Annotated in this window: 21 protein-coding genes; 4 read left to right on the plus strand and 17 right to left on the minus strand. The window is 73.9% G+C overall.

The window, feature by feature from the left end; all coding sequences use genetic code 11:
• Window positions 1–238: 238 nt before the first annotated feature.
• The 17 genes from NXY84_RS16945 to NXY84_RS17025 all read right to left on the minus strand — a co-directional run bounded on the left by NXY84_RS16945 (window position 239) and on the right by NXY84_RS17025 (window position 15,387).
• Window positions 239–1,423, minus strand: a complete 1,185-nt coding sequence (locus tag NXY84_RS16945) for a flagellar hook protein FlgE (RefSeq protein WP_258724207.1) — start codon at window positions 1,421–1,423, stop codon at window positions 239–241.
• 38 nt (window positions 1,424–1,461) lie between these two features.
• Complete coding sequence (locus NXY84_RS16950) at window positions 1,462–1,920, minus strand: flagellar hook assembly protein FlgD (RefSeq protein ID WP_258724208.1); 459 nt, start codon at window positions 1,918–1,920, stop codon at window positions 1,462–1,464.
• A 13-nt stretch (window positions 1,921–1,933) separates the two neighbouring features.
• Window positions 1,934–3,337: a flagellar hook-length control protein FliK gene (locus tag NXY84_RS16955; protein ID WP_258724210.1), complete on the minus strand. Its 1,404-nt coding sequence runs from the start codon at window positions 3,335–3,337 to the stop codon at window positions 1,934–1,936.
• Entirely contained in the window at window positions 3,334–4,026 is a 693-nt protein-coding gene (locus NXY84_RS16960; protein ID WP_258724211.1) for a C40 family peptidase, read from the minus strand. The genes NXY84_RS16955 and NXY84_RS16960 overlap by 4 nt, the downstream gene beginning before the upstream one ends.
• Entirely contained in the window at window positions 4,023–4,475 is a 453-nt protein-coding gene (locus NXY84_RS16965) for a flagellar FliJ family protein (RefSeq protein ID WP_258724212.1), read from the minus strand. Before NXY84_RS16965 ends, NXY84_RS16960 begins: the two co-directional genes overlap by 4 nt.
• Window positions 4,472–5,815, minus strand: coding sequence for a FliI/YscN family ATPase (locus NXY84_RS16970; protein WP_258724213.1), 1,344 nt, complete (start codon window positions 5,813–5,815; stop codon window positions 4,472–4,474). The genes NXY84_RS16965 and NXY84_RS16970 overlap by 4 nt, the downstream gene beginning before the upstream one ends.
• Complete coding sequence (locus tag NXY84_RS16975) at window positions 5,812–6,636, minus strand: flagellar assembly protein FliH (protein WP_258724214.1); 825 nt, start codon at window positions 6,634–6,636, stop codon at window positions 5,812–5,814. The genes NXY84_RS16970 and NXY84_RS16975 overlap by 4 nt, the downstream gene beginning before the upstream one ends.
• Window positions 6,629–7,633: a flagellar motor switch protein FliG gene (fliG, locus tag NXY84_RS16980; protein WP_258724215.1), complete on the minus strand. Its 1,005-nt coding sequence runs from the start codon at window positions 7,631–7,633 to the stop codon at window positions 6,629–6,631. The genes NXY84_RS16975 and fliG overlap by 8 nt, the downstream gene beginning before the upstream one ends.
• The gene (fliF, locus tag NXY84_RS16985) at window positions 7,633–9,234 is read right to left on the minus strand and encodes a flagellar basal-body MS-ring/collar protein FliF (RefSeq protein WP_258724216.1); all 1,602 of its coding nucleotides are present in this window, start codon (window positions 9,232–9,234) and stop codon (window positions 7,633–7,635) included. The genes fliG and fliF overlap by 1 nt, the downstream gene beginning before the upstream one ends.
• A complete protein-coding gene (locus tag NXY84_RS16990) occupies window positions 9,234–9,569 on the minus strand; it encodes a flagellar hook-basal body complex protein FliE (protein ID WP_258724217.1) in 336 nt (111 codons plus the stop codon). Before NXY84_RS16990 ends, fliF begins: the two co-directional genes overlap by 1 nt.
• Window positions 9,569–9,970 carry a flagellar basal body rod protein FlgC gene (gene flgC / locus NXY84_RS16995; RefSeq protein ID WP_258724218.1) on the minus strand — a complete coding sequence of 134 codons (402 nt, stop codon included), beginning with the start codon at window positions 9,968–9,970 and terminating at the stop codon, window positions 9,569–9,571. Before flgC ends, NXY84_RS16990 begins: the two co-directional genes overlap by 1 nt.
• Window positions 9,970–10,314 (minus strand): flagellar basal body rod protein FlgB, encoded by a 345-nt coding sequence (locus tag NXY84_RS17000; protein ID WP_258727256.1) that lies wholly within the window; start codon window positions 10,312–10,314, stop codon window positions 9,970–9,972. The genes flgC and NXY84_RS17000 overlap by 1 nt, the downstream gene beginning before the upstream one ends.
• A 367-nt stretch (window positions 10,315–10,681) precedes the next feature.
• Window positions 10,682–11,002 (minus strand): hypothetical protein, encoded by a 321-nt coding sequence (locus NXY84_RS17005; protein WP_258724219.1) that lies wholly within the window; start codon window positions 11,000–11,002, stop codon window positions 10,682–10,684.
• A 46-nt stretch (window positions 11,003–11,048) separates the two neighbouring features.
• Window positions 11,049–11,504 (minus strand): flagellar export chaperone FliS, encoded by a 456-nt coding sequence (fliS, locus tag NXY84_RS17010; protein ID WP_258724220.1) that lies wholly within the window; start codon window positions 11,502–11,504, stop codon window positions 11,049–11,051.
• A 51-nt stretch (window positions 11,505–11,555) separates the two neighbouring features.
• Window positions 11,556–12,947 (minus strand): flagellar filament capping protein FliD, encoded by a 1,392-nt coding sequence (gene fliD / locus NXY84_RS17015; protein WP_258724221.1) that lies wholly within the window; start codon window positions 12,945–12,947, stop codon window positions 11,556–11,558.
• A 143-nt stretch (window positions 12,948–13,090) separates the two neighbouring features.
• Complete coding sequence (locus NXY84_RS17020; protein WP_258724222.1) at window positions 13,091–14,305, minus strand: flagellin; 1,215 nt, start codon at window positions 14,303–14,305, stop codon at window positions 13,091–13,093.
• A 203-nt stretch (window positions 14,306–14,508) separates the two neighbouring features.
• On the minus strand, window positions 14,509–15,387 hold the full coding sequence (locus tag NXY84_RS17025; protein ID WP_258724223.1) for a sigma-70 family RNA polymerase sigma factor: 879 nt from the start codon (window positions 15,385–15,387) through the stop codon (window positions 14,509–14,511).
• A gap of 461 nt (window positions 15,388–15,848) precedes the next feature.
• Between NXY84_RS17025 and NXY84_RS17030 the strand changes: the two genes are divergently transcribed.
• The 4 genes from NXY84_RS17030 to NXY84_RS17045 are packed head-to-tail and all read left to right on the plus strand — an operon-like array spanning window position 15,849 to window position 19,097.
• A complete protein-coding gene (locus tag NXY84_RS17030) occupies window positions 15,849–16,334 on the plus strand; it encodes a flagellar protein FlgN (RefSeq protein WP_258724224.1) in 486 nt (161 codons plus the stop codon).
• A 10-nt stretch (window positions 16,335–16,344) separates the two neighbouring features.
• Window positions 16,345–17,778 carry a flagellar hook-associated protein FlgK gene (flgK, locus tag NXY84_RS17035; protein ID WP_258724225.1) on the plus strand — a complete coding sequence of 478 codons (1,434 nt, stop codon included), beginning with the start codon at window positions 16,345–16,347 and terminating at the stop codon, window positions 17,776–17,778.
• A 15-nt stretch (window positions 17,779–17,793) separates the two neighbouring features.
• The gene (gene flgL / locus NXY84_RS17040) at window positions 17,794–18,663 is read left to right on the plus strand and encodes a flagellar hook-associated protein FlgL (protein WP_258724226.1); all 870 of its coding nucleotides are present in this window, start codon (window positions 17,794–17,796) and stop codon (window positions 18,661–18,663) included.
• A complete protein-coding gene (locus tag NXY84_RS17045; RefSeq protein ID WP_258724227.1) occupies window positions 18,660–19,097 on the plus strand; it encodes a flagellar assembly protein FliW in 438 nt (145 codons plus the stop codon). Before flgL ends, NXY84_RS17045 begins: the two co-directional genes overlap by 4 nt.
• Window positions 19,098–19,121: the final 24 nt, after the last annotated feature.

Below are 19,121 nucleotides of genomic sequence, written 5' to 3' on the forward strand. Positions count from 1 at the left end.
CGGGCCCGTCCATGAGCCCTGTCCTTGCCCTGCACCCGAACTGATCGGCACAGGTGCCGTGCTTGTGAGCCTTCGTGCGCACGCTGAGCCCCCTCTCGCGGGTGGAACCGCTGGTAGCGGCGCTGGACGGTCGTCCGTCTCGCGCACGCGGCCCGGCACACGCCCGCCCCGGGAGTCCTGGGACGGGCGAGCACGGGCCGCGTGTGCGCCGGACGGACCGGCCTGGGTCGTGGGCGCGTCAGCGCTTGAGGTTGACGAGCTCCTGGAGCAGCTCGTCGGACGTCGTGATGACGCGCGAGTTCGCCTGGAAGCCGCGCTGGGCGACGATGAGGTTGGTGAACTCGCTCGACAGGTCGACGTTCGACATCTCGAGCGCACCGCCCGCGAGGCTCCCCCGGCCGCCCGTGCCCGCGGCGCCGATCAGCGCGTCGCCCGAGTTCACGCTCGTGCGGTACAGGGAGCCGCCGGCCTTGGACAGGCCGGCGGGGTTGGTGAAGCTGCCCAGCGCGAGCCTGCCGATGGCCTGCTTGAGCCCGTTGCTGAACGAGCCCGTGATCGTGCCGTCGGCGGCGAGCGCGAACGACTCGAGCGTCCCGGCGGCGTAGCCGTCCTGGCTCTTCTTGGCGATCGTGTCGACACCCGCGAAGCCCGTGACGGTGCTCAGGTCGACCGTGACCGCGCCGACCGCGAACGACGTCGGCGACGTGAGGGCGCCGGTGGCGGCGTCGAAGACGAGCGGCGTCGTCGGGTACGTCGCGGTGCCGTCGGTCGCGGACATCGTCCAGCCCGCCGCACCCTTGGTGAACGTGAGGGCGAGCTCGCGCGCGTTGCCCGTCTCGTCGAACAGCTGCACGACGCGCTCCATCGTGGTCCCGTCGACCGCGTCGGCCTTGAGGTTGCCGCCGAAGACCGCCTGGGTCGACGCGTTGGCCTCCATGAGCCGGCCTGCGGGCACGCTCAGGTCGCTCACAGGGCCGTTGGTGTCGATCGCGCCGCCGGGGCCGGCGAGCCAGCCCTGCACGAGCGCGCCCTCGCCGGGCAGGACCATCTGGCCGGTCGCGTCGAAGTCGAACGACCCGGCGCGCGTGTAGAACGTCTCGGCGCCCTTGCGGACCATGAAGAAGCCGTCGCCCTGGATCATCATGTCGGTGCTGCGGCCCGTGAGCTGCGAGGCGCCCTGCGTGAAGTTCGTGGTGATGCCGGCGACCTTGACGCCGAGGCCGACCTGCGCGGGGTTCGTGCCACCGTTGCCGGGCTGCGCGCCGCCGGCGTTCTGCACGACCTGGCTCAGGGTGTCCTGGAACTGGACCTGGGAGGCCTTGAAGCCGGTGGTGTTGACGTTGGCGATGTTGTTGCCGGTCACGTCGAGCATCGTCTGGTGGCTGCGGAGGCCGGAGATGCCGGAGAAGAGCGAGCGGAGCATGGGAGGTCCTTTTCGGTGGTGGGTGCGACGCTCGCGCGTCAGGAGGCCGGGGTGCCGGCGGCCGGGGCCGCCGGGGGTGCTGCGGGCGCGGTGACGCTCGCGACCGAGTCGAGGGGGACCTCCATGTCCCCCACCTTCACTGCGGGTACGGCGCCGGCGTAGGAGACGGCCGAGACGGTGCCCGTCGCGACCTTCCCGTCGGCGCCGGTGTACGTGACGTCCTTGCCGACGAGGTTCGCGGCTGCCATGCGCATCTGCAGCGCGAAGCTCTCGCGCGAGGTGGTGGTGAGCTCGATCAGCTGCTCCATCGTCGTCATCTGCGTCGTCTGGGCCATGAGGTCCGAGCTGTCCATCGGCGAGCTCGGGTCCTGGTTGCGGAGTTGGGTGGTGAGGAGCTGCAGGAAGGCCTGCTTGTCGAGCTCCTTGGTCGCGGCCTTGACGGGCGGCGTGGCGCCCGTGGCGCTCGCCCCGGACGTGGCGGAGACGGGGATGGTCACTGGTGCTCCCTGGTCAGGCGAGGAGGTCGAGCGTGCCGGCCGGGTTGGCGGGCGACGCGGGTCGGGCGGGTACGTCGGAGGCGGCGTCGGACGCCGGGTCGGAGGCGCTGCGGGTGCCAGTGCCCCGTGCGGCGAGCGCGTCGCGGCGGGCGTCGCCCTGCGCGCCGGCCTGCTGACCGGCGTCGCGCGAGCCGAGCTGCAGGTCGGCGTCGAGGCCGGCCGACGCGAGGTCCCGGCGCAGGTCCGCGAGCGAGCCCTTGAGTGCCTCGCGGGCCTGGTCCGTCGCGCCGAGCAGCTCGATGCGGACGGCGTCGGGCGTGATGTGCGCGACGACGCGGACCGGGCCGAAGTGCTCGGGGTCGACCGCGAGCGTGAGCACGTGCTGCCCGGCGCCGAGGCCGCGCACCGAGGCCAGCCGCGCGCCGAGCTGCTCGGCGAGCGGGACCTGCGGGGCCGACGCCGCGGGTGCCTGCTCCGCACCGCGCGTCGCGGCCGGCGCGGCCGTGGCGGCCGTGGCGTCGGGGGCGACGACCCCGCCGGCCGCCGGGGCGACGGGCTGCGGGGCTCCGGCGGGGGCGGGGGTCACGGTCACCGGGAGCGCCGGGGGCGCGGAGGAGTCGCGGGCCGCGCGGGGGTCGGCGGTGGCGGCGAGGTCCGTCGCGGGCGAGGCCGTGCCCGCGGTCGCGGCGTCGGCGGTGCGCGCGGGCTCCGTCGCGGGAGCCGCCGCCGCGGTGGGCCCGAGGGTCGCGGAGGCTGTGGTGGCCGGCGCGGCGGCGTCCGCCGTCGGGGCGGGCGTGGTCGCGGCGGGCGCCGTCCCGGGGGCGGTGCGCACGACGGCGTCACCGGAGGGCGCGCTGCCGGCCGGGGCGGGCTCGCCCGGACGCCCGGCGGCGGCCGTCACTGCGGCGGCGGGTGCCGTCGCCTCCGCCGCGGCGGTCCCGGGCACGACCGACGTGCCGGGCGCCACCGTGCCGGCGGTCTCGGCGGCGCCGGCCGTGGCCGCGGCGGCCGCGGCGAGCTGGAGCGCCGCCGCCGTCGCGTCGAGCGCGACCTGCTGCGTCTGCGGGGCCGCCGCCGTGCCGGCGTCCGTGGGGCCGGTGCCGTCCGCGACCACCGTGGCGTCCGCGGTCCCGGTCGCGGGTGCCGTCGAGCCGGTCGCCGCGGCGTCGGCCGTGGTCGCGTCGGCCGGGCGGCCCTGCGGCTCGGCCGAGCGGGTCGTCCCGCCGGACCGGGTGGACGCGGGCTCCCCCGTCGGCCGCGTGCGCGGGCCGCCGTCGTCGGTGCGTGCAGGCCGGTCGCCGAGCTGGCTGCGGAGCACCTGGTCGAACGCGTCGCGCGACGGGGCGGTGCTCGTGCGGGCGGGGCCCCGCGTGCTGCTCGGGGCGGCGGACGCGCTCGCCGTGGTCAGCGCGGTCATGCGGTCACCCCCGCGAGCCGGGCGAACGCCGCAGCGTCGGCGGCGGCTCCCTGGGCGGTCGTGGTGGCGCTCACCGGCGCTGCTCCTTCTGCTGGCAGGACCCGACGGATCGCCGTCGGGGTCGTGTACACGTCGCGGACGGTGACGTCCTTGCCGGGCTTCGGTGCGTCGACCATCCGGCCGTCGCCCGCGTAGATGCCGATGTGCGTCCCGCCGCCGAAGACGAGCAGGTCGCCCGGCCGCGCGTCGTCGAGCGAGGCCACCGGGGTGCCCATGCCCATCTGCTGGCGCGCGGTGCGCGGGACGTCGGTCACCCCGAGGTCGGCGAGCGCGCGGAGCACGAGGCCCGAGCAGTCGAGCCCGCCCTCGGCAAGCGACTCCCCGCCCCACACGTACGGCGTGCCCACGTACTTCCTGGCGGCCTCGACGAGGCTCGCGCCGGTGGGTCCGGACGCGGGGGTCGCGGGGGCCGGCGCCGGCACGGCGGCCGTGCCCGCGGTCGCGAGGCCCAGCGAGCCCGCGTCGACCCCGAGCGCGGCGAGCGCGGAGGCGAAGGTCGCGTCGGACGTGCCGGTCGTGGCGCCCGTGGTCGGCGCGACGGCCGGCGTCGCGGTGCGCACGACCGGCTGCGGCGCGACGAGGCGGCCGAGCTCGCTCATGCGGGCCTGGACGGCGGCGATCCCGGTCACCGGGTCACCTCCGGGGTGCCCGACCGCAGCGCGGCTCGGCGCGCGGCCTGCCCGGCGACCTCGTCGAGCACGAGCTGCTCGGCGCGCTCGTCCTCCGTGCGCACCTCCGCGTCGTGCTTCTCCTCGAGCTTCTCGAGCGCCCGGGCGCGGGCCTTCGCGCTGGCCCAGACGGCGTGCGCCTGGTCGACGCCGTCGTCCGCGACTCGGACCTCCACCACGCGCTCCGCGAGCAGGCCGCTGAGCGAGACGCGCGCCGCGACGGCCGCGCGGAAGTGCAGCTCGTCGGAGTGCGCGGGCATCGCCGCGGAGCCGAGCCGGACCTCGGTGTCGTGCCGGCGGGCCTCGGCGCGCGCCCGGAGCCGCGCGGCCTCGGCGAGCTCGACGGCGGCGCGCTCCTCGGCGGCCGAGCGCAGGCGCAGGAGGCTCGCGAGCCGGAAGGCGCGGCTCATGACAGCGGCCCCATCGCGGCGACGAGCGCGGCGAGCCGCTGCCAGGAGTCGTGGGAGCGGGCGGCGTCGCTGAGGTCCTGCTGCAGGAACGCGTCGATCGCCTGACGGTGGGTCACGGCGGCGTCGACGAGCGGGTTGCTGCCCGCGACGTACGCGCCGACGTCGAGCAGGTCCTGCGCCTGGCGGCGCGCGGCCATGACCGAGCGCAGCCGGGTCGCGAGGTCGCGCTGCTCGCGCGTCGTCACGCGCGACGCCACGCGGGAGATCGAGCCGAGCGCGTCGACGCTCGGGAAGTGGCCCTGGACGGCGAGCCGGCGGTCGAGCACGACGTGGCCGTCGAGGATCGAGCGCGCGGCGTCGGCGATGGGCTCGTTGTGGTCGTCGCCGTCGACGAGGACCGTGTAGATGCCGGTCACCGAGCCGCTCGACGCCGTGCCGGCGCGCTCCAGCAGCTGGGCGAGCAGCGCGAACGTGCTCGGCGGGTAGCCGCGGGTCGCGGGCGGCTCGCCGACCGACAGCCCGATCTCGCGCTGCGCCATCGCGACGCGTGTGAGGGAGTCCATCATCAGCACGACGTCGCTGCCGCCGTCGCGGAAGTGCTCCGCGATGCGGGTCGCGACGAACGCCGAGCGCAGGCGCACGAGCGGCGGCTCGTCGGACGTCGCCACGACGACGACGCTGCGGGCCAGGCCCTCGGGCCCGAGGTCGTCCTCGAGGAACTCGCGGACCTCGCGCCCGCGCTCGCCGACGAGGGCGATCACGGAGACCTCGGCGTCGGTGCCCCGCGCGACCATCGAGAGCAGGCTCGACTTGCCGACGCCCGAGCCGGCGAACAGGCCCATGCGCTGGCCGCGGCCCACGGTCACGAGCGTGTCGAGCACGCGTACCCCGAGGTCGAGCGGCGCAGCGACGCGGGCGCGCTCGAGCGGGTGCGGCGCGGTCCCGTTGACGCCCACGTGCGCGTCGGCGCGCAGCGGGCCCTTGCCGTCGATCGGCCGGCCGAGCCCGTCGAGGACCCGCCCGAGCAGGCCGTGGCCGACCGGGGCGGTCAGCTCGGCGCCCGTCGGGCGCACCCGCATCCCGGCGCGCAGCCCGTGCGTGGGGCCGAGCGGCATGCAGCGCGCGGTCGAGCCCTGCGCCGCGACGACCTCGGCCGGCACGCGCGTGCCGTCCTCGACGTCGATCTCGACGAGGTCGCCCACGGCGGAGCCGGTCCCGGCGATCTCGACGGTCAGGCCGACGACGCCGCGCACCGTCCCGACGACCTCGGGGGCGCTCGCGCCGAGCGCCCGCTCCCACGCGGAGGTGGGGACGTGCGGGGCGAAGCTCAGCGCGCTCATGCGAGGTACCCCCGCTGGTGCGGCAGGACGTGGCCGGTGGCGACCGCCGCGTGCTCGCGGCCCGTCGCTGCCCTGGCCGGCTGGTGCGCGACCTCGGCGAGCAGCACCGCCCGGGCACGGTCGAGCGCGGCGTCGATGCGCCCGTCGAGGTAGCCGTCCGGGTGCTCGCCGATCGCGTCACCGGGGGCGAGCGCGGGGTCGGCGACGAGCTCGACGCCCGACGTGGCGGGGACCCCGCCGGCGGCCTGGACGGCCGCGAGGTCGCGCGGGTGCAGGCGCACGGTGTGCACGCCGGGGACGAGCGGGTTGCCGAGCACGCGGGCGAGCGCGGCGCGGGCCGAGCGCTCCCCGTCGGCGACCTCGGTGCCGAGCACCGCGGCGGCGAGCTCGAGCGCCGCGGCGTGCAGCCGGGCCTCGGCGTCCGCGAGCACGGGCGCGGTCCGGGCGGCGGCTGCCTGCGCGGCACGCTCGAGCGCGTCGAGCGCGGCGGCGTGCTCCGCGGCGCGGCGGGCGTCCTCCGACGCGCGGCGTGCGGCGACGTGCTCGGCCTCGACCTGCGCCGCGCGTGCGGCCTCGGACGCACCGGCCGCGAAGCCCGCGGCGTACCCGGCGGACCGGGCCCGCTCGCGCTCGACCTCGACGGCGCGCGCCGAGCCGGCCGACGCGACGCGCTCGAAGACCGCCGGCACGGGCGCGGAGGGCGCCGCGACCGGGGTCGCCGTGGGCGCGCCGGTCTGCGCGGTGAACGCGGAGCGGGCGGCGGGCACGGCGGTCGGCACAGGGGCGGACGGGCGCAGCGGGGCGCTGAAGACGTCAGGCAACGTACTCGTCCTCGCCGTCGCGCCGGATCACGATCTGGCCGCTCTCCTCGAGCCGGCGGATCGACTGCACGATCTGCGCGCGCGCGTCCTCGACCTGCGAGAGGCGCACCGGGCCGAGCAGCTCGATCTCCTCGACGAGGTTCTCGCGCGCCCGCTCCGAGAGGTTGCGCAGGATCTTGTCGCGGACCTCCGTCGAGACGCCCTTGAGCGCGATCGACAGCTCCGACGTCTCGACCGAGCGCAGCACGAGCTGCATCGCCCGGTCCTCGAGCAGCACGATGTCGCCGAAGACGAACATGCGGCTGCGCACCTCGTCGGCGAGCGCTTCGTCGCGGGACATGAGGCCCTCGAGGATGAGCTTCTCGGTCGTCGGGTCGGCGCGGTTGATGATCTCGACGAGCGGCTGGACGCCGCCGATCGCGGACATCTCCGTGGGCGTGAGGACCGTCGAGGCCTTGCGCTGCAGGTTCTCGGCGATGACCTTGACGACGTCCGGCGAGGCGCGCTCCATGAGCGCGATGCGGTGCGCGACGTCGCCCTGGAGCTCGCCCGGCAGGCCCGCGAGGATCGCCGACGCGTGCTCGGGGCGCAGGTGCGCGAGCACGAGCGCGACGGCCTGGGGGTGCTCGTTGCTGATCAGCGAGAGGACCTGGCGCGCGTCGGCGTTCTGCAGGAACTCGAACGGCTGGCCGGCCATCGTCGTCTGGAGCCGCGCGAGCATGCCCGCGGCGAGCTCGCTGCCGAGCGAGGACTCGAGCAGCGCCTGCGCGTACGCCATGCCGCCGCCCACCCCGGGGCCCACGACCGACACGTCGTAGAACTCCTCGAGGACCTCGTCGGCCTGGCCCTGCTCGACGCGCTCGAGCCGCATGATCTCGGCCGTCAGGGCCTCGATCTCCGGGGTGTCGAGCTCGGCCATGACACGGGCGGCCCGGTCGCGCCCGAGCTGCAGGAGCAGCATCGCGGCCTTCTGCGTGCCGGTCAGTGTCGCGGGCATCAGCGGCTACCGCTTCCGGACGTGGAGAGCCAGCCGCGCAGCAGGTCGGCCACCTCGGCCGGCTGCTCGTCGGCGAGCGCGGAGATCTCGGCGCGCTTGACGGCGATCGCGTCGGGCAGCTCGGGCAGCGCGTCCGCGGCGGGCAGCGCCGGGACGGCGTCACCGACGCCCTCGATGCCGAGCGGGTCGGCCTCGCGGATCGGCAGGAGCTCGCCGATGTCGAGCGACTCGCGGCGGCTGCGGCGCGACCGGCGGGCCGCGGCGATGACGAGCGCGAGCACGACCAGGAGCACGACGCCGGCGATGGCGGCCTGGCGGATCAGCGTCTCCTGCTGCTCCTTCTCGGCGAGCCGGTCGGCGGCGGCGAGCGCGTCCTGCGCAGTCTCGGCGGCGCTCGTGTCGAACAGCATCTGCTGCACGGCGATGGTGTCGCCCCGCGCCGGGTCGATGCCCGCGGCGGCGCTCAGCGTCGCGGTGAGCGCGGCGATGTCCATCGCGGCGGTCGCCTCGGCGTCGACCACGACGGCGAGCGACTGGCGCTTGACGCTGCCCGGCGCGGTCGTCGTCTGCTCGGTGACCTTGTCGATCGCGTTCGTGACGTCCTCGCTCGTCGAGGAGTAGGTGCCGTTGCCGGCGGCGTCCCCGTTCGGGACGGCGATGTTGTCGGGGCCGAGCACGCCGGTCGCGTTGCCGCCGCCGGTCCCCGTGTACTCCTCGGTCGTCGTGGACGACGCGAGCGGCGGGGTGTCGGGCTTCGCCGTGAACGACTCGCTCGTGCGCTGCGTCTGGTCGTAGTCGAGCTCGGCGGTCATCGTCACGGCGGACTTGCCCGCGCCGACGACCTGGTCGAGCAGCGCCTGCACGGCACCCTTGACGCGGGCCTCGTACTCGCCGGTCTGCTGGCCGGACATGCCGCCCGTGGGGTTCGCGCCGACGGTCGAGAGGACCTTGCCCGCCGCGTCGATCACGGCGACGTCGGTCGTCTTCATGCCCTCGATGCCCGCGGACACGAGGTGGACGATCGCCTGGACCTGGTCGCCCGAGAGGTCGACGCCCGTCTTCGTGCGGATGAACACCGACGCGGTCGGGTCGGCCTTCTCGGAGACGAACACGCTGTCCTGCGGGAGCGCGAGCTTGACGGTCGCGGCCTCGACGCCCTGCATCGCGCCGATCGTCTTGGCGAGCTCGCCCTCGAGCGCCCGCTGGTAGGTGACCTCCTGCTGGAACTCGGAGGACGTCATGCCCATGTCGTCGAGCAGCGAGTAGCCGCCGCCGTCCGCGTTCGCGGGCAGGCCCGCCGCGGCCAGCTTGAGGCGCATGTTGTAGAGCGAGTCGGCCGGCACGAGCACCGTGCCGCCGCCGTCGGTGAGCTCGTAGGCGACGCCCTCGGCGTCGAGCTGGTCGACCACGGCCGACGCGTCGGTCGAGGACAGGCCGGTGAACAGGGGGCTGAGCGACGGCTTGGCCGCCCAGCTGCTGAGCGCGACCGCGCCGAGCACGAGGACCGCGAGGCCGATGAGCGCGAGCGTGCGCTGCGCGAGCGAGAACTGCTTGACGGCGCCGGTGAGCCTGCCCAGGGCGCCGGAGAGCTGCGCGGGCATCAGGCCTGCATCCGCATGATCTCGGAGAACGCCTCGACGGCCTTGTTGCGGACCGCGGCGGTCAGCTCGAGCGCGAGCTTCGACTCGGCGGCGGCGATCGTGTAGTCGTGCACGTCGTCGAGGTCACCCGTGACGGCCTTGACCGAGAGCTCGTTGCTCGTCGACTGCAACTGCTGGAGGTTCTCGATCGACCCGAGCGCGGAGGCGAAGCCCGCCCCGCCGTCGGCCGAGGCACCGGCGTCGACGCCCGTGGCGCCCGTCGGGCCGGAGAGGTAGCCGGTCGCGGCGACCGGGGAGACGCCGGCGGAGATGCCGGAGATCGTGGGGATGCTCATCAGGAACGTCCGATCTGGAGAGCGGCCTCGTAGGTGGCCTTGGCACGGTCGACGACGGCGGCGTTGGCCTGGTAGCCGCGCTGCGCCATGATCAGCTGGGTCATCTGGGACGACATGTCGATGTCGGGGTAGCGCACGTAGCCGCCCTCGTCGGCGAGCGGGTGGTCCGGCTCGTAGACCATGCGGCCCTCCGCGTCGCCGAGCTCGATGCCCGCGACCTGCACGCCGCCGCCGTTCGCGGTGGGGATCTCGCTCGCGACGACGTACTTGGCCTGGTAGGCCGCCTCGTTCGACGAGCGGACGGTGGACACGTTGGCGAGGTTGTCGCTCACCGCGTCGAGCCACTTGCGGTACACGGTCAGTCCGCTGCCGGCGACGCCGATCGCCCCGAAGATCGTCATCAGCTCGTCCTCATCGCGACGCGCACGCTCGAGAAGGTGCCGTCGACCGCCTGGGTCGCGAGCTGGTAGCGCAGGTTGGTGTCGACGTTCAGCAGCGTCTCGGCGTCGAGGTTGACGTTGTTGCCGTCCTCGCGCGTCGGCTCGAGCGAGCGGGCGACGTTCGCGACCGTGGCGTCCTTGGACCCGGTCCCGACGGCGCGGCTCAGCTCGGCCTCGAACTGCACGCGCTTGGCCTGGTAGCCAGGGGTCTGGATGTTCGCGACGTTCTCCGCGATGGTGCGCTGACGCAGCGCGAGGCCGTCGAGCGCGCTGTTGAGCGCGACGTAGCCGACGGAGTCGAACATGCCCATGCGGGGTACACCTCACCGACGATGGTGCTGAGGTCGGCCGATCCGTGGCCTGCTGGGTGAGCGATCCGTGCTCACGCCTCCCATCGGGTTCCACCCGGGTGACCTGAGACCTTTTCCCCGGTCGGGCCGGGCTTCACCCCCTGGTCACCCGGACGGTCGAACCGCTTCGATCGCACATGTCCGGAGGTGTCCGGTGCTCGGCGCGAGGAGGAGCCAGGTCGCGGGCCGCTCGCGCCGGGCCGAGCCCGGGACGGTGCCGTGCCGGCCGGCGTCGCGCCCGTGCGGAGGCGCCGGGCGGGGCCTAGTACGACGACGCGCACCGGGGTACGGGACTCCGGTGCTCGGGGCGGGGTCGGGGCGCTCAGCCCTCGGTGTCGAGGTACACCGGCACGGCCGGCGGGCGCTCGCGCATCGCGTCGACGGCGACGAGGTGGCGGCGGCTCAGCAGGGCGGCCTCGGCGGTGCGCCGGGCGACGTCGAGCTGGCGGTCGAGCAGCGCCTGCGCGCGCTCGACGAGGGGGACGGGCAGCGGCCCGAGGCCCGTGGGCGGGACCCACGGCTGCACCCGCAGCTCGCCGGTCGCCGCGTGGTCGGCGCGCAGCAGCGCCTCGGCCTGCTCGACGTCGAGCTCGAGCTCGGTCAGCGCGTGCGACCAGGCCGCCTCCCACGCGGGGGCCGTCACGGCGTGAAGGCCGGGGTGCAGCCCCGAGGGGCCGGCGATCCCCGGGTCAGCCGACACCGAGGACACCGAGCCCGGTGCTGGCGCCCGTCTCGGCGCCGAAGCGCTGGGTCGGCACGACGGGGGCGGCCGGGACGGTCGCGAGCGACGCCGCGGCCTCGTGCCACGCGTCGCGCAGCGGGGCGATGACCTCGCGGCACGCCGCGGCCTTCTCGGCGCTGCCCGTGATCGACGCCTCGATGAGCTCGGAGAGCAGGAACGTGTAGATCGACATGAGGCCGGGGCCGCCGTCCCACGCGTCCACGTCGAGGCTCGACATGAGCTCGGCGAGGATGTCCTGCGCGTGCGCGAGCTGCTGCGTCGCCTCGACCTTGTCGCCGGCCTGGAGCGCCTTCTCGGCGCGCTCGACGTCGAGCACCATGCGGTCGTACAGCATCGTGAGCAGACGCGAGGGCCCGACCGTCGCGACGGTGTCGGCGAGGTACCGGGAGCGGACGTCGTACATGGCTGTGTCCTTCGGTGGGTCGGGGGCGGGGCGCGGTGGGGGTCGGGCGGGTCAGCTGTAGGTCGGGAGCGACGCGAGCTGGCCCGCGAGCCACGACGACTGCGACTTCAGGCCCGAGAGGCTGACCTCGAGGGCGGAGTAGGTCTTCTGCAGGCCCGCGCGCCGGGAAGCCAGGCGCAGGTCCCAGTTCGCGATCTGGTCGCCGAGGTCCTTTACCGTGCCCTGCTGGTTCGTGATCTTGAGGGTGAGGCTGCCGTCGACCTTGTCGGAGGTCTTCTTCGCGACGTCGGCGACGCGCTCGGCGAGGCCGGCGACGACCTTCTGAACCTTCGCCGGGTCGGCGGCGAGCGCGGCGGTGAACTTCGCGTCGTCGAAGGTGAACGTGCCGTCACGGCCGATGACGATGCCGACCTGCGCCGGCGACGTCCCGTCGACCGGGTGGGACGCGGCCGTCTGGAGCTGCTGGTTGAGCGCGCGGACCGCGGAGTCGCCGCTGAACATGCCGCCGGTGACGACCGTCCGGCCGTCCTCGTTGGTCTTGGTCGTCGTCGCGGTGCGCGAGCTGATCTCGGAGAAGACGACGCCGAGCGCGCCGACCAGGCCCGAGGCGAGCTTCTTGACCGCGGCGTCGTCGCGCGCGACCGTCAGCGTCACCGGCGGGTCGTCCGTCTTCGGCAGCGCCGAGACCGTGAAGCTCACGCCGTCGAGCACGTTCGCGAACGTGTTCGTGGCGGACTTGACCTCGACCTTGGCCGTGCTGCCGGGCCACAGCGTGATCTGGGCGTCGCTCGCCTTGCGCAGCTCGCTCATCGTCGCCGCGGTGGAACCGCTCGTGAGGGTCTCCGCCGCTCCGGCGAAGACGGCGAAGTCCTTCGTCGACCCGGTCTCGGAGCCGGTGAGCTGGATCTTGTACGCCCCGTCGACCTTGACGGCGACGGCCTTGACGCCGGCAGCGGTCGTCTCGTTGATGGCCTTGACGACGTCCTCAACCGAGCCAGACTTCGCGGTCACCGTCACGTCCTTGCGCTCGCTCGCCGCCACCGCGTCGGCGTTCGTGCGGATCGTGAAGGTCGGCGGCGTGCCGGTGAACGGACTCCCGGACCCGCCGAAGTTCAGGAGCGAGACCTGGTTGCTCGCCAGGGTGTCGACCTTGAGCGTGAGCTCGGAGGGCAGGGCGGTCGCCGTGGTCGTCGCGGTCACGGACGACGCGGAGGCCGTCGCCTTGTAGGCCTGCCAGGATGCCGGCTTCGTCGCGGTGGCGGCGGCGTCTCCCAGCGAGGCGACCTTGGCGTTGAGGGCCTGGAGCGCCGTCACGAGCGTCGTGGTGCTCGTCTGCTTCGTCTTGAGCAGGGTCTGCGGGACGGCCTCCGCCTGCATGAGCTGGTTGATCAGGTCGGTCGTGTTGAGACCGCTGATCATCCCGTCGACGCCCATCGAGGCCATGAGGTTCCCGTCCTTCGTGCTGCTGTGCGTGCTGGTGCTGGATGCGCGACCGGCGGTGGGTGGACGGTTCGTCCACCCACCGCCGGTCGTGTGGTGCTGGTGCGGGCTGCGCGGAGGATCACCCCGCGGGGTCAGCCCTCAGGTCACCGCAGGAGCGAGAGCACGCCCTGGGGGATCTGGTTGGCCTGCGCGAGCATCGACGTGCCGGCCTGCGAGAGGATCTGGGCCCGCGTGAACGAGACCATCTCCGACGCCATGTCGGTGTCGCGGATGCGGCTCTCCGACGCGGACAGGTTCTCGACCGCCACGTTCACGTTCTTGATCGTGTGCTCGAAGCGGTTCTGAAGCGCACCGAGACCGGCACGCGCCGTCGAAACCGTCTTGATCTGCTCGTCGATCTTCTTGATCGACTCCTGCGCGTTCGCGGCGGAGTCGAACGCGAGACCGGCGGGCACCGTGGCGCCCTCGGCGCCAGCGGCGAGGCCGGCACCCGGAGTGGTGTTGCCGGCGGTGGTCAGCGTGCCGCCGTCGATCGCACGCACGACGATCCCGGTACCGGCGCCGTTCGCGTCCTTCGTGACCGAGACGGTGAAGCTCGACGCGAAGTTGGCGTCCGCGCGCAGCGCGCCCGCCAGCTCCTCGACGCTCTGGAAGCCCGTCGCGTTCGACGTGCCACCGATCTGGTCCTTCAGGGTGCCGGTCGTCACCGTGGTGGTGACACCGTTCTTCGTCGAGGAGAACGTCTTGGCGGTGGTGTCGACCGCCGCGAGGTTCGAGGCCAGGGCGAAGCTCGTGCCGCTGGAGGACGTCCCCGTGAGCGTGAGGTTGTCCTTGATCGCCTTGACGTTGGCGCCGTTCAGGTCGACGGTGATCTGGCTGTTGACGTCGCCGTCCGCCCCGACCTGGAACTTGAGCTGACCCGAGCCACCGCCGGCGGAGCCGTCGAGAAGCTTGGTGCCGTTGAAGTTCGTGGACTCGGCGATGCGGCCGAGCTCGGCGACGAGGCTGTCGGACTCCGTCTTGATGTTGTTGCGCGCCTCGGTGTTGTTCGAGTCGTTACCGGCCTGGACGGCCAGGTCACGCACACGCTGCAGGATCGCGTGCGTCTCCGTGAGCGCGCCTTCCGCGGTCTGCACGACCGAGATGCCGTCCTGCGCGTTGCGAGCCGCAACCTTCAGGCCGCCGACCTGCGAGCGCAGGCCCTCGGAGATCGCGAGACCGGCCGCGTCGTCCGCCGCACGGTTGATGCGGAAGCCCGACGACAGCTTCTCGAGCGACTTGGAGAGGTCGTTCTGGGTGTTGCTGAGGTTGCGGTACGAGTTAACGGCCGCGATGTTCTGGTTGATCGAGAGACCCATGATGGAACTCCTCCTTGATTCGGGTCGAGATGCTGGCCGTCCATGGCCACACCGTGCTCATCGGGGGCCCTCCCCCGCTGATGAGAAGTTCGGAAAAGAAGATCCCCCGTTCACCCTCTCGGCCCAGCGGCCGGGTGAACGGGGGATCTCGTCGTGCAGGTCAGAGCCGTGACAACCGCAGACCTGCGGGTCGTACGGGCGGGTCAGGAGGCGGTGCTGAGCGAGCGCTGCTCGGCGGAGACGCTGGGGCGCTGCGTCGGGACGGACGGGCTGAGCGTGACGCCGGCGGCCGAGGCCCCCATGGCGGCACGCGCGGCGACAGCGGCGAAGTAGCCCTGGCGGCGACGCTCGGCGACGCCGTCCGGACGCTCGGCGGCCGGCACCAGGTCGGGGTCGAGGCTCGCGTTGAGCCCGTCGCGCAGCAGGCCGAGGGCCTCGGTGCGCAGCTGGCTGATGCGGGACTGGGTGACGCCCAGCTCCTCGGCGAGCTCGGAGACGGGGCGGTCGTGGAAGAAGAGCTGCTCGACGACGACGCGCAGGCGCTCGGGGAGCGTGTCGACGCCGGCACGCAGGTAGCGCAGGCGCTCGTTCGTGAGGAGCGACTCCTCGGGGCCGGGCGACTTGTCGCTCACGAGCTCCGCGATCGGGTTGACCGTGGAGTCGATGCTGAGCACGCGGCGCTCGGCGTCCTGGCGGGCCTGGTCGACGCTCGCGACGTCGGTGCCGAGCGCGGAGGCGAGCTCCTCGCGGTTCGGGGTGCGCCCGAGCGTCGCGGTGAGGCGCTCGCTCGTGCTGGCGAGCTCACGGGCACGGTGGCGTGCGCCGCGGGTCGCCCAGTCCATGGAGCGCAGCTCGTCGAGCAGCGCGCCGCGGATGCGCAGCGCGGCGTAGCGGGCGAAGGGAACGCCGGTGGTCGGGTCGTAGGCCCGGGCGGCGAGGACGAGCGCGAGGTGGCCGGCGGACGCCAGGTCGTCGCGGCTGACGGTCGGGGGGACGCGCATGAGTACTTCGGAGACCTGGTAGCCGACGAGGGCCAGGTTCGCGACGACGAGCTCGTCCGTGGGGTGTCCAGTGGTTGTCACCTCACGTATTTCGGGGTCCTGGAGCCCTGGCTTGAGCCCGTGTGAGCGCTCAACTGGGGGCACCGAGGCAACCGTCGAGAACGAACCGGACGATGTGGGTGAGCGAATCGCCCATCGCCACCCATAGGTTTCACGCTGCGCCATCCGAGTGTGACTCAGATCACATCCCGACATCCCTCAAGGACCCGGGTGAGGCCTCTGACCTGGACGGACGTCCAGCGGCGACTCGCACCACATGCCCGCGATCGTCCGTTTCGCCGTCGCCCGGCCGGCCTCGCGCGCGCCCCCGCGAGAAGCAACGACGGCACCCGTGCGGGCGCACCGGGGTGCGGCCCCAGGCGGTCCACGAGAGATCGCGCCGGAATCGTCAGCATCCGCGCGGGGCGACCGATAGAGGGGCCAGAAGCACCCGAACCCCCGCGCCACGAGCGCACGAGAGACGAGAGAGGAGGCCCGCCCCCGTGGCCCTTGCACGACTGTCCGACGTCCTGTGGAAGGAACGGCACCTCCTGGAGCTCCTGCTCTTCAAGCTCGAGGAGGAGCAGCTCGTCCTCACGAGCGGACGTACCCGGTGGCTCGGCCACGCGACCCGCGAGGTCGAGACGGTGCTCGAGCAGATCCGCGACGCCGAGCTCGGCCGCTCGGTCGAGGCCGACGAGGTCGCCGCCCTGCTCGGCATGGAGCCCGGCTCGAGCCTCCTCGAGATCTCCCAGCACGCCCCGCCGCCGTGGGACGAGCTGCTGCGCGCGCACCGCGACGCCTTCGTCACCCTGACCGCCGAGATCGGCCAGCTGGCCGACGGCAACCGCGAGCTCCTCGCGATGTCGCACCGCGCGACGCAGGAGACCCTCATGACGATGCAGGACACCGTCCAGACCTACGACGTACAGGGCATGGCCAGCACTCCTCACGACCGCAGCGCCCAGCTGCTCGACCGGTCGTTCTGAAAGGGATCCCGTGAGCACCTTCTCCGGACTCGGCACCGCGCTGAGCTCGCTCATCGCCCAGCGTCAGGCTCTCGACGTCTCGGGCCAGAACGTGGCGAACGCCAACACCGTCGGCTACACGCGCCAGCGTGCCGCGATGTCCGCGCTGCCCGCGGCGAACGTCGCCTCGATGTTCTCGACGTCGGACGGCGTCGGGCTCGGCGTCAACGTCACGGGCGTCGCACGCCTCGGCGACGCGTTCCTCGACGCCCGCGTGCGCACCGAGACGGCCGGGGCCTCCTACCTCGCCGCGCAGTCCGCCGCGTACTCCCAGCTCGAGAAGAGCGTGGGCGAGCCCGCGACGACCGGCCTCGCCAAGCAGCTGACGAACCTCTGGGGCGCGTTCGGCGACGTCTCGAACACCCCCGACAAGGACTCCGCCCGGGCCGTGCTGCTCGAGACCGCGCAGGCCGTCGTCGACCGCGTCGCGTCCCTCTACGACGCCGCCGAGTCGCAGTGGTCCCACGCGCGCACCACGACCGTCGGGCTCGTCGACCAGGTCAACACGACGGCCGCGAACGTCGCCGACCTCAACTCGCGCATCCTCGCGATCACCAACTCCGGCGCGGCCGCGAACGAGCTGCTCGACCAGCGCGACCAGCTCGTCGTCCAGCTCTCCGGCCTCGTCGGCGCGACGACCCGCACGCGCCCCGACGGCCAGCTCGACGTCTACGTCGCGGGCAACACGCTCGTCGACGGCGCGAAGGCCAAGTCGCTCGAGGTCACGGGCGCGACGACGTTCGCCCAGGCCACCGGCGGCGCCGCGGTCACGGTCGGCTGGGCCGGCAAGCCCGGCCTGTCCGTCGGGCTCGACGGCGGGCGCGTCGCGGGCCTGCTGTCCGTCACGGCTCCCCCGGGGACGCCGGCCGGCTCGGGCGGCATGCTCACCGAGGCCGCGGCGTCGTACGACGCGCTCGCGACGCAGCTCGCGACCCAGGTCAACGCGCTGCACTCGACCGCGACCCGGGCCGACGGCACGACGGCCGGCGGCGCGTTCTTCGCGTTCGACGCCGGCAAGCCGGCGGCCCTGGGCCTGCGCGTCGCGATCACCGACCCCAGCCACGTCGCGGTGGGCAACCCCGCGAAGGGCCCGCTCGACGGCTCCGTGGGCGACGCGCTCGCGAAGCTCGGCACCGCCAAGGACGGCCCGGACGCCACGTGGAGCTCGACGGTCGTCAGCCTCGGGGTCAAGACCGCGAGCGCCGCGTCCCGCGCGAGCGTCGCCGAGGCCTCCCGGGCCGCCGCGGCGTCGCAGCAGCTCGCCCAGGCGAGCGTCGACACCGACGAGGAAGCCGTGAACATGCTCGCCTACCAGCGCGCGTACGAGGGGGCCGCCCGGGTCCTCACCGCCATCGACGAGATGCTCGACACACTCATCAACCGCACCGGCGTGGTCGGGAGGTAGCACGTGATCAACCGCGTGACGCACCAGACGGTCCAGCGCTCGACGCTCGGGAACCTGCAGCAGAACCTGTCCACGATGGCGGACCTGCAGGCCAAGATGTCGAGCGGCAAGAACATCAACCTGCCCTCGGACGACCCCGCTGGGGCGTCCGACATGCTCCGCCTGCGGGGCGAGCAGCGCGCCCAGACGCAGTTCGCCCGCAACGCGGACGACGGCAACGGCTGGCTCACCACGGTCGACTCGGCGCTCACCTCGTCGCTGTCGACGATGCGCCGGGCCCGCGACCTCGTGGTCCAGGGCGGCAACGGCGGGCTCGGCGCCACGTCGCGCGAGGCCCTCGCCGCGGAGATCGACGGGCTGCGCGCGGCGCTGCTCGAGCAGGCCAACACGAGCTACCTCGGCCGCAGCGTCTTCGCCGGCACGTCCGACGCGGGCGTCGCGTTCACCGACGCCTACGCGTTCACCGGCACCCCGGGCTCGAGCGTCGAGCGGCGCGTCGCGGAGAACACCACCGTGCGCGTCGACGCCGACGGGGCCGCCGTCTACGGCGAGGGCGCCGGCTCGGTGTTCGCGCTCCTCGAGACGGTGTCCGCGACCCTGCGCTCGGGCGGTGACGTCACGGCGCACCTGACCGCGATCGACGCGCGCTTCGACGCGATGCTGACCCAGGTCTCGGGCGTCGGCGCACGCCAGAACCGGGTGCAGGACGCGCAGAGCACGCTGCTGGAGACCCAGCAGTCCACGAAGGCCCAGCTGTCCGCGATCGAGGACGTCGACCTCGCGGGCATCATCCTCGAGCTCCAGATGCAGGAGGTCGCCTACCAGGGCGCCCTCGGAGCGGCCGGCAAGGTCCTGCAGCCGACACTGATGGAGTTCCTGCGATGACCCAGACGACCGTCATGACAAATCACGCGACGCACCCGTTCACGGGCGTGCATGTCCCCACCACGCTGCACCTGCGCGAGCCCCTGCCGGGCCTGCCCGGGCACACCGAGTTCGACGTCACATCGCTCGACGACATCGGCGTCCTGCACGCGATCCGCTCGGTCCCTGCGGCCGGGGCGCAGCCCGTGCGCCTGTTCGTCGTCGTGCCGCAGCCGTTCTTCCCCGACTACGCCCCCGCGGTCTCCGCCGAGGCGGTCGCGGCGGTCGGTGCCCCGGCGGAGCGCCTCGTGCTGCTCGTCGTCGTGCACCCCGCCGACGGCCCGCACCCGGCGACCGCGAACCTGCTCGCCCCGCTCGTCGTCGACCCCGTCACGGGCGCCGCCGTCCAGAGCGTCGTCGACGAGGACTGGCCGCTGCGCGCACCGCTCGCCTGAGTCGCCCGATCGGCCCCTCACCGG

Source organism: Cellulomonas sp. NS3 (genome assembly GCF_024757985.1).
Classification (GTDB): Bacteria; Actinomycetota; Actinomycetes; order Actinomycetales; family Cellulomonadaceae; genus Cellulomonas_A.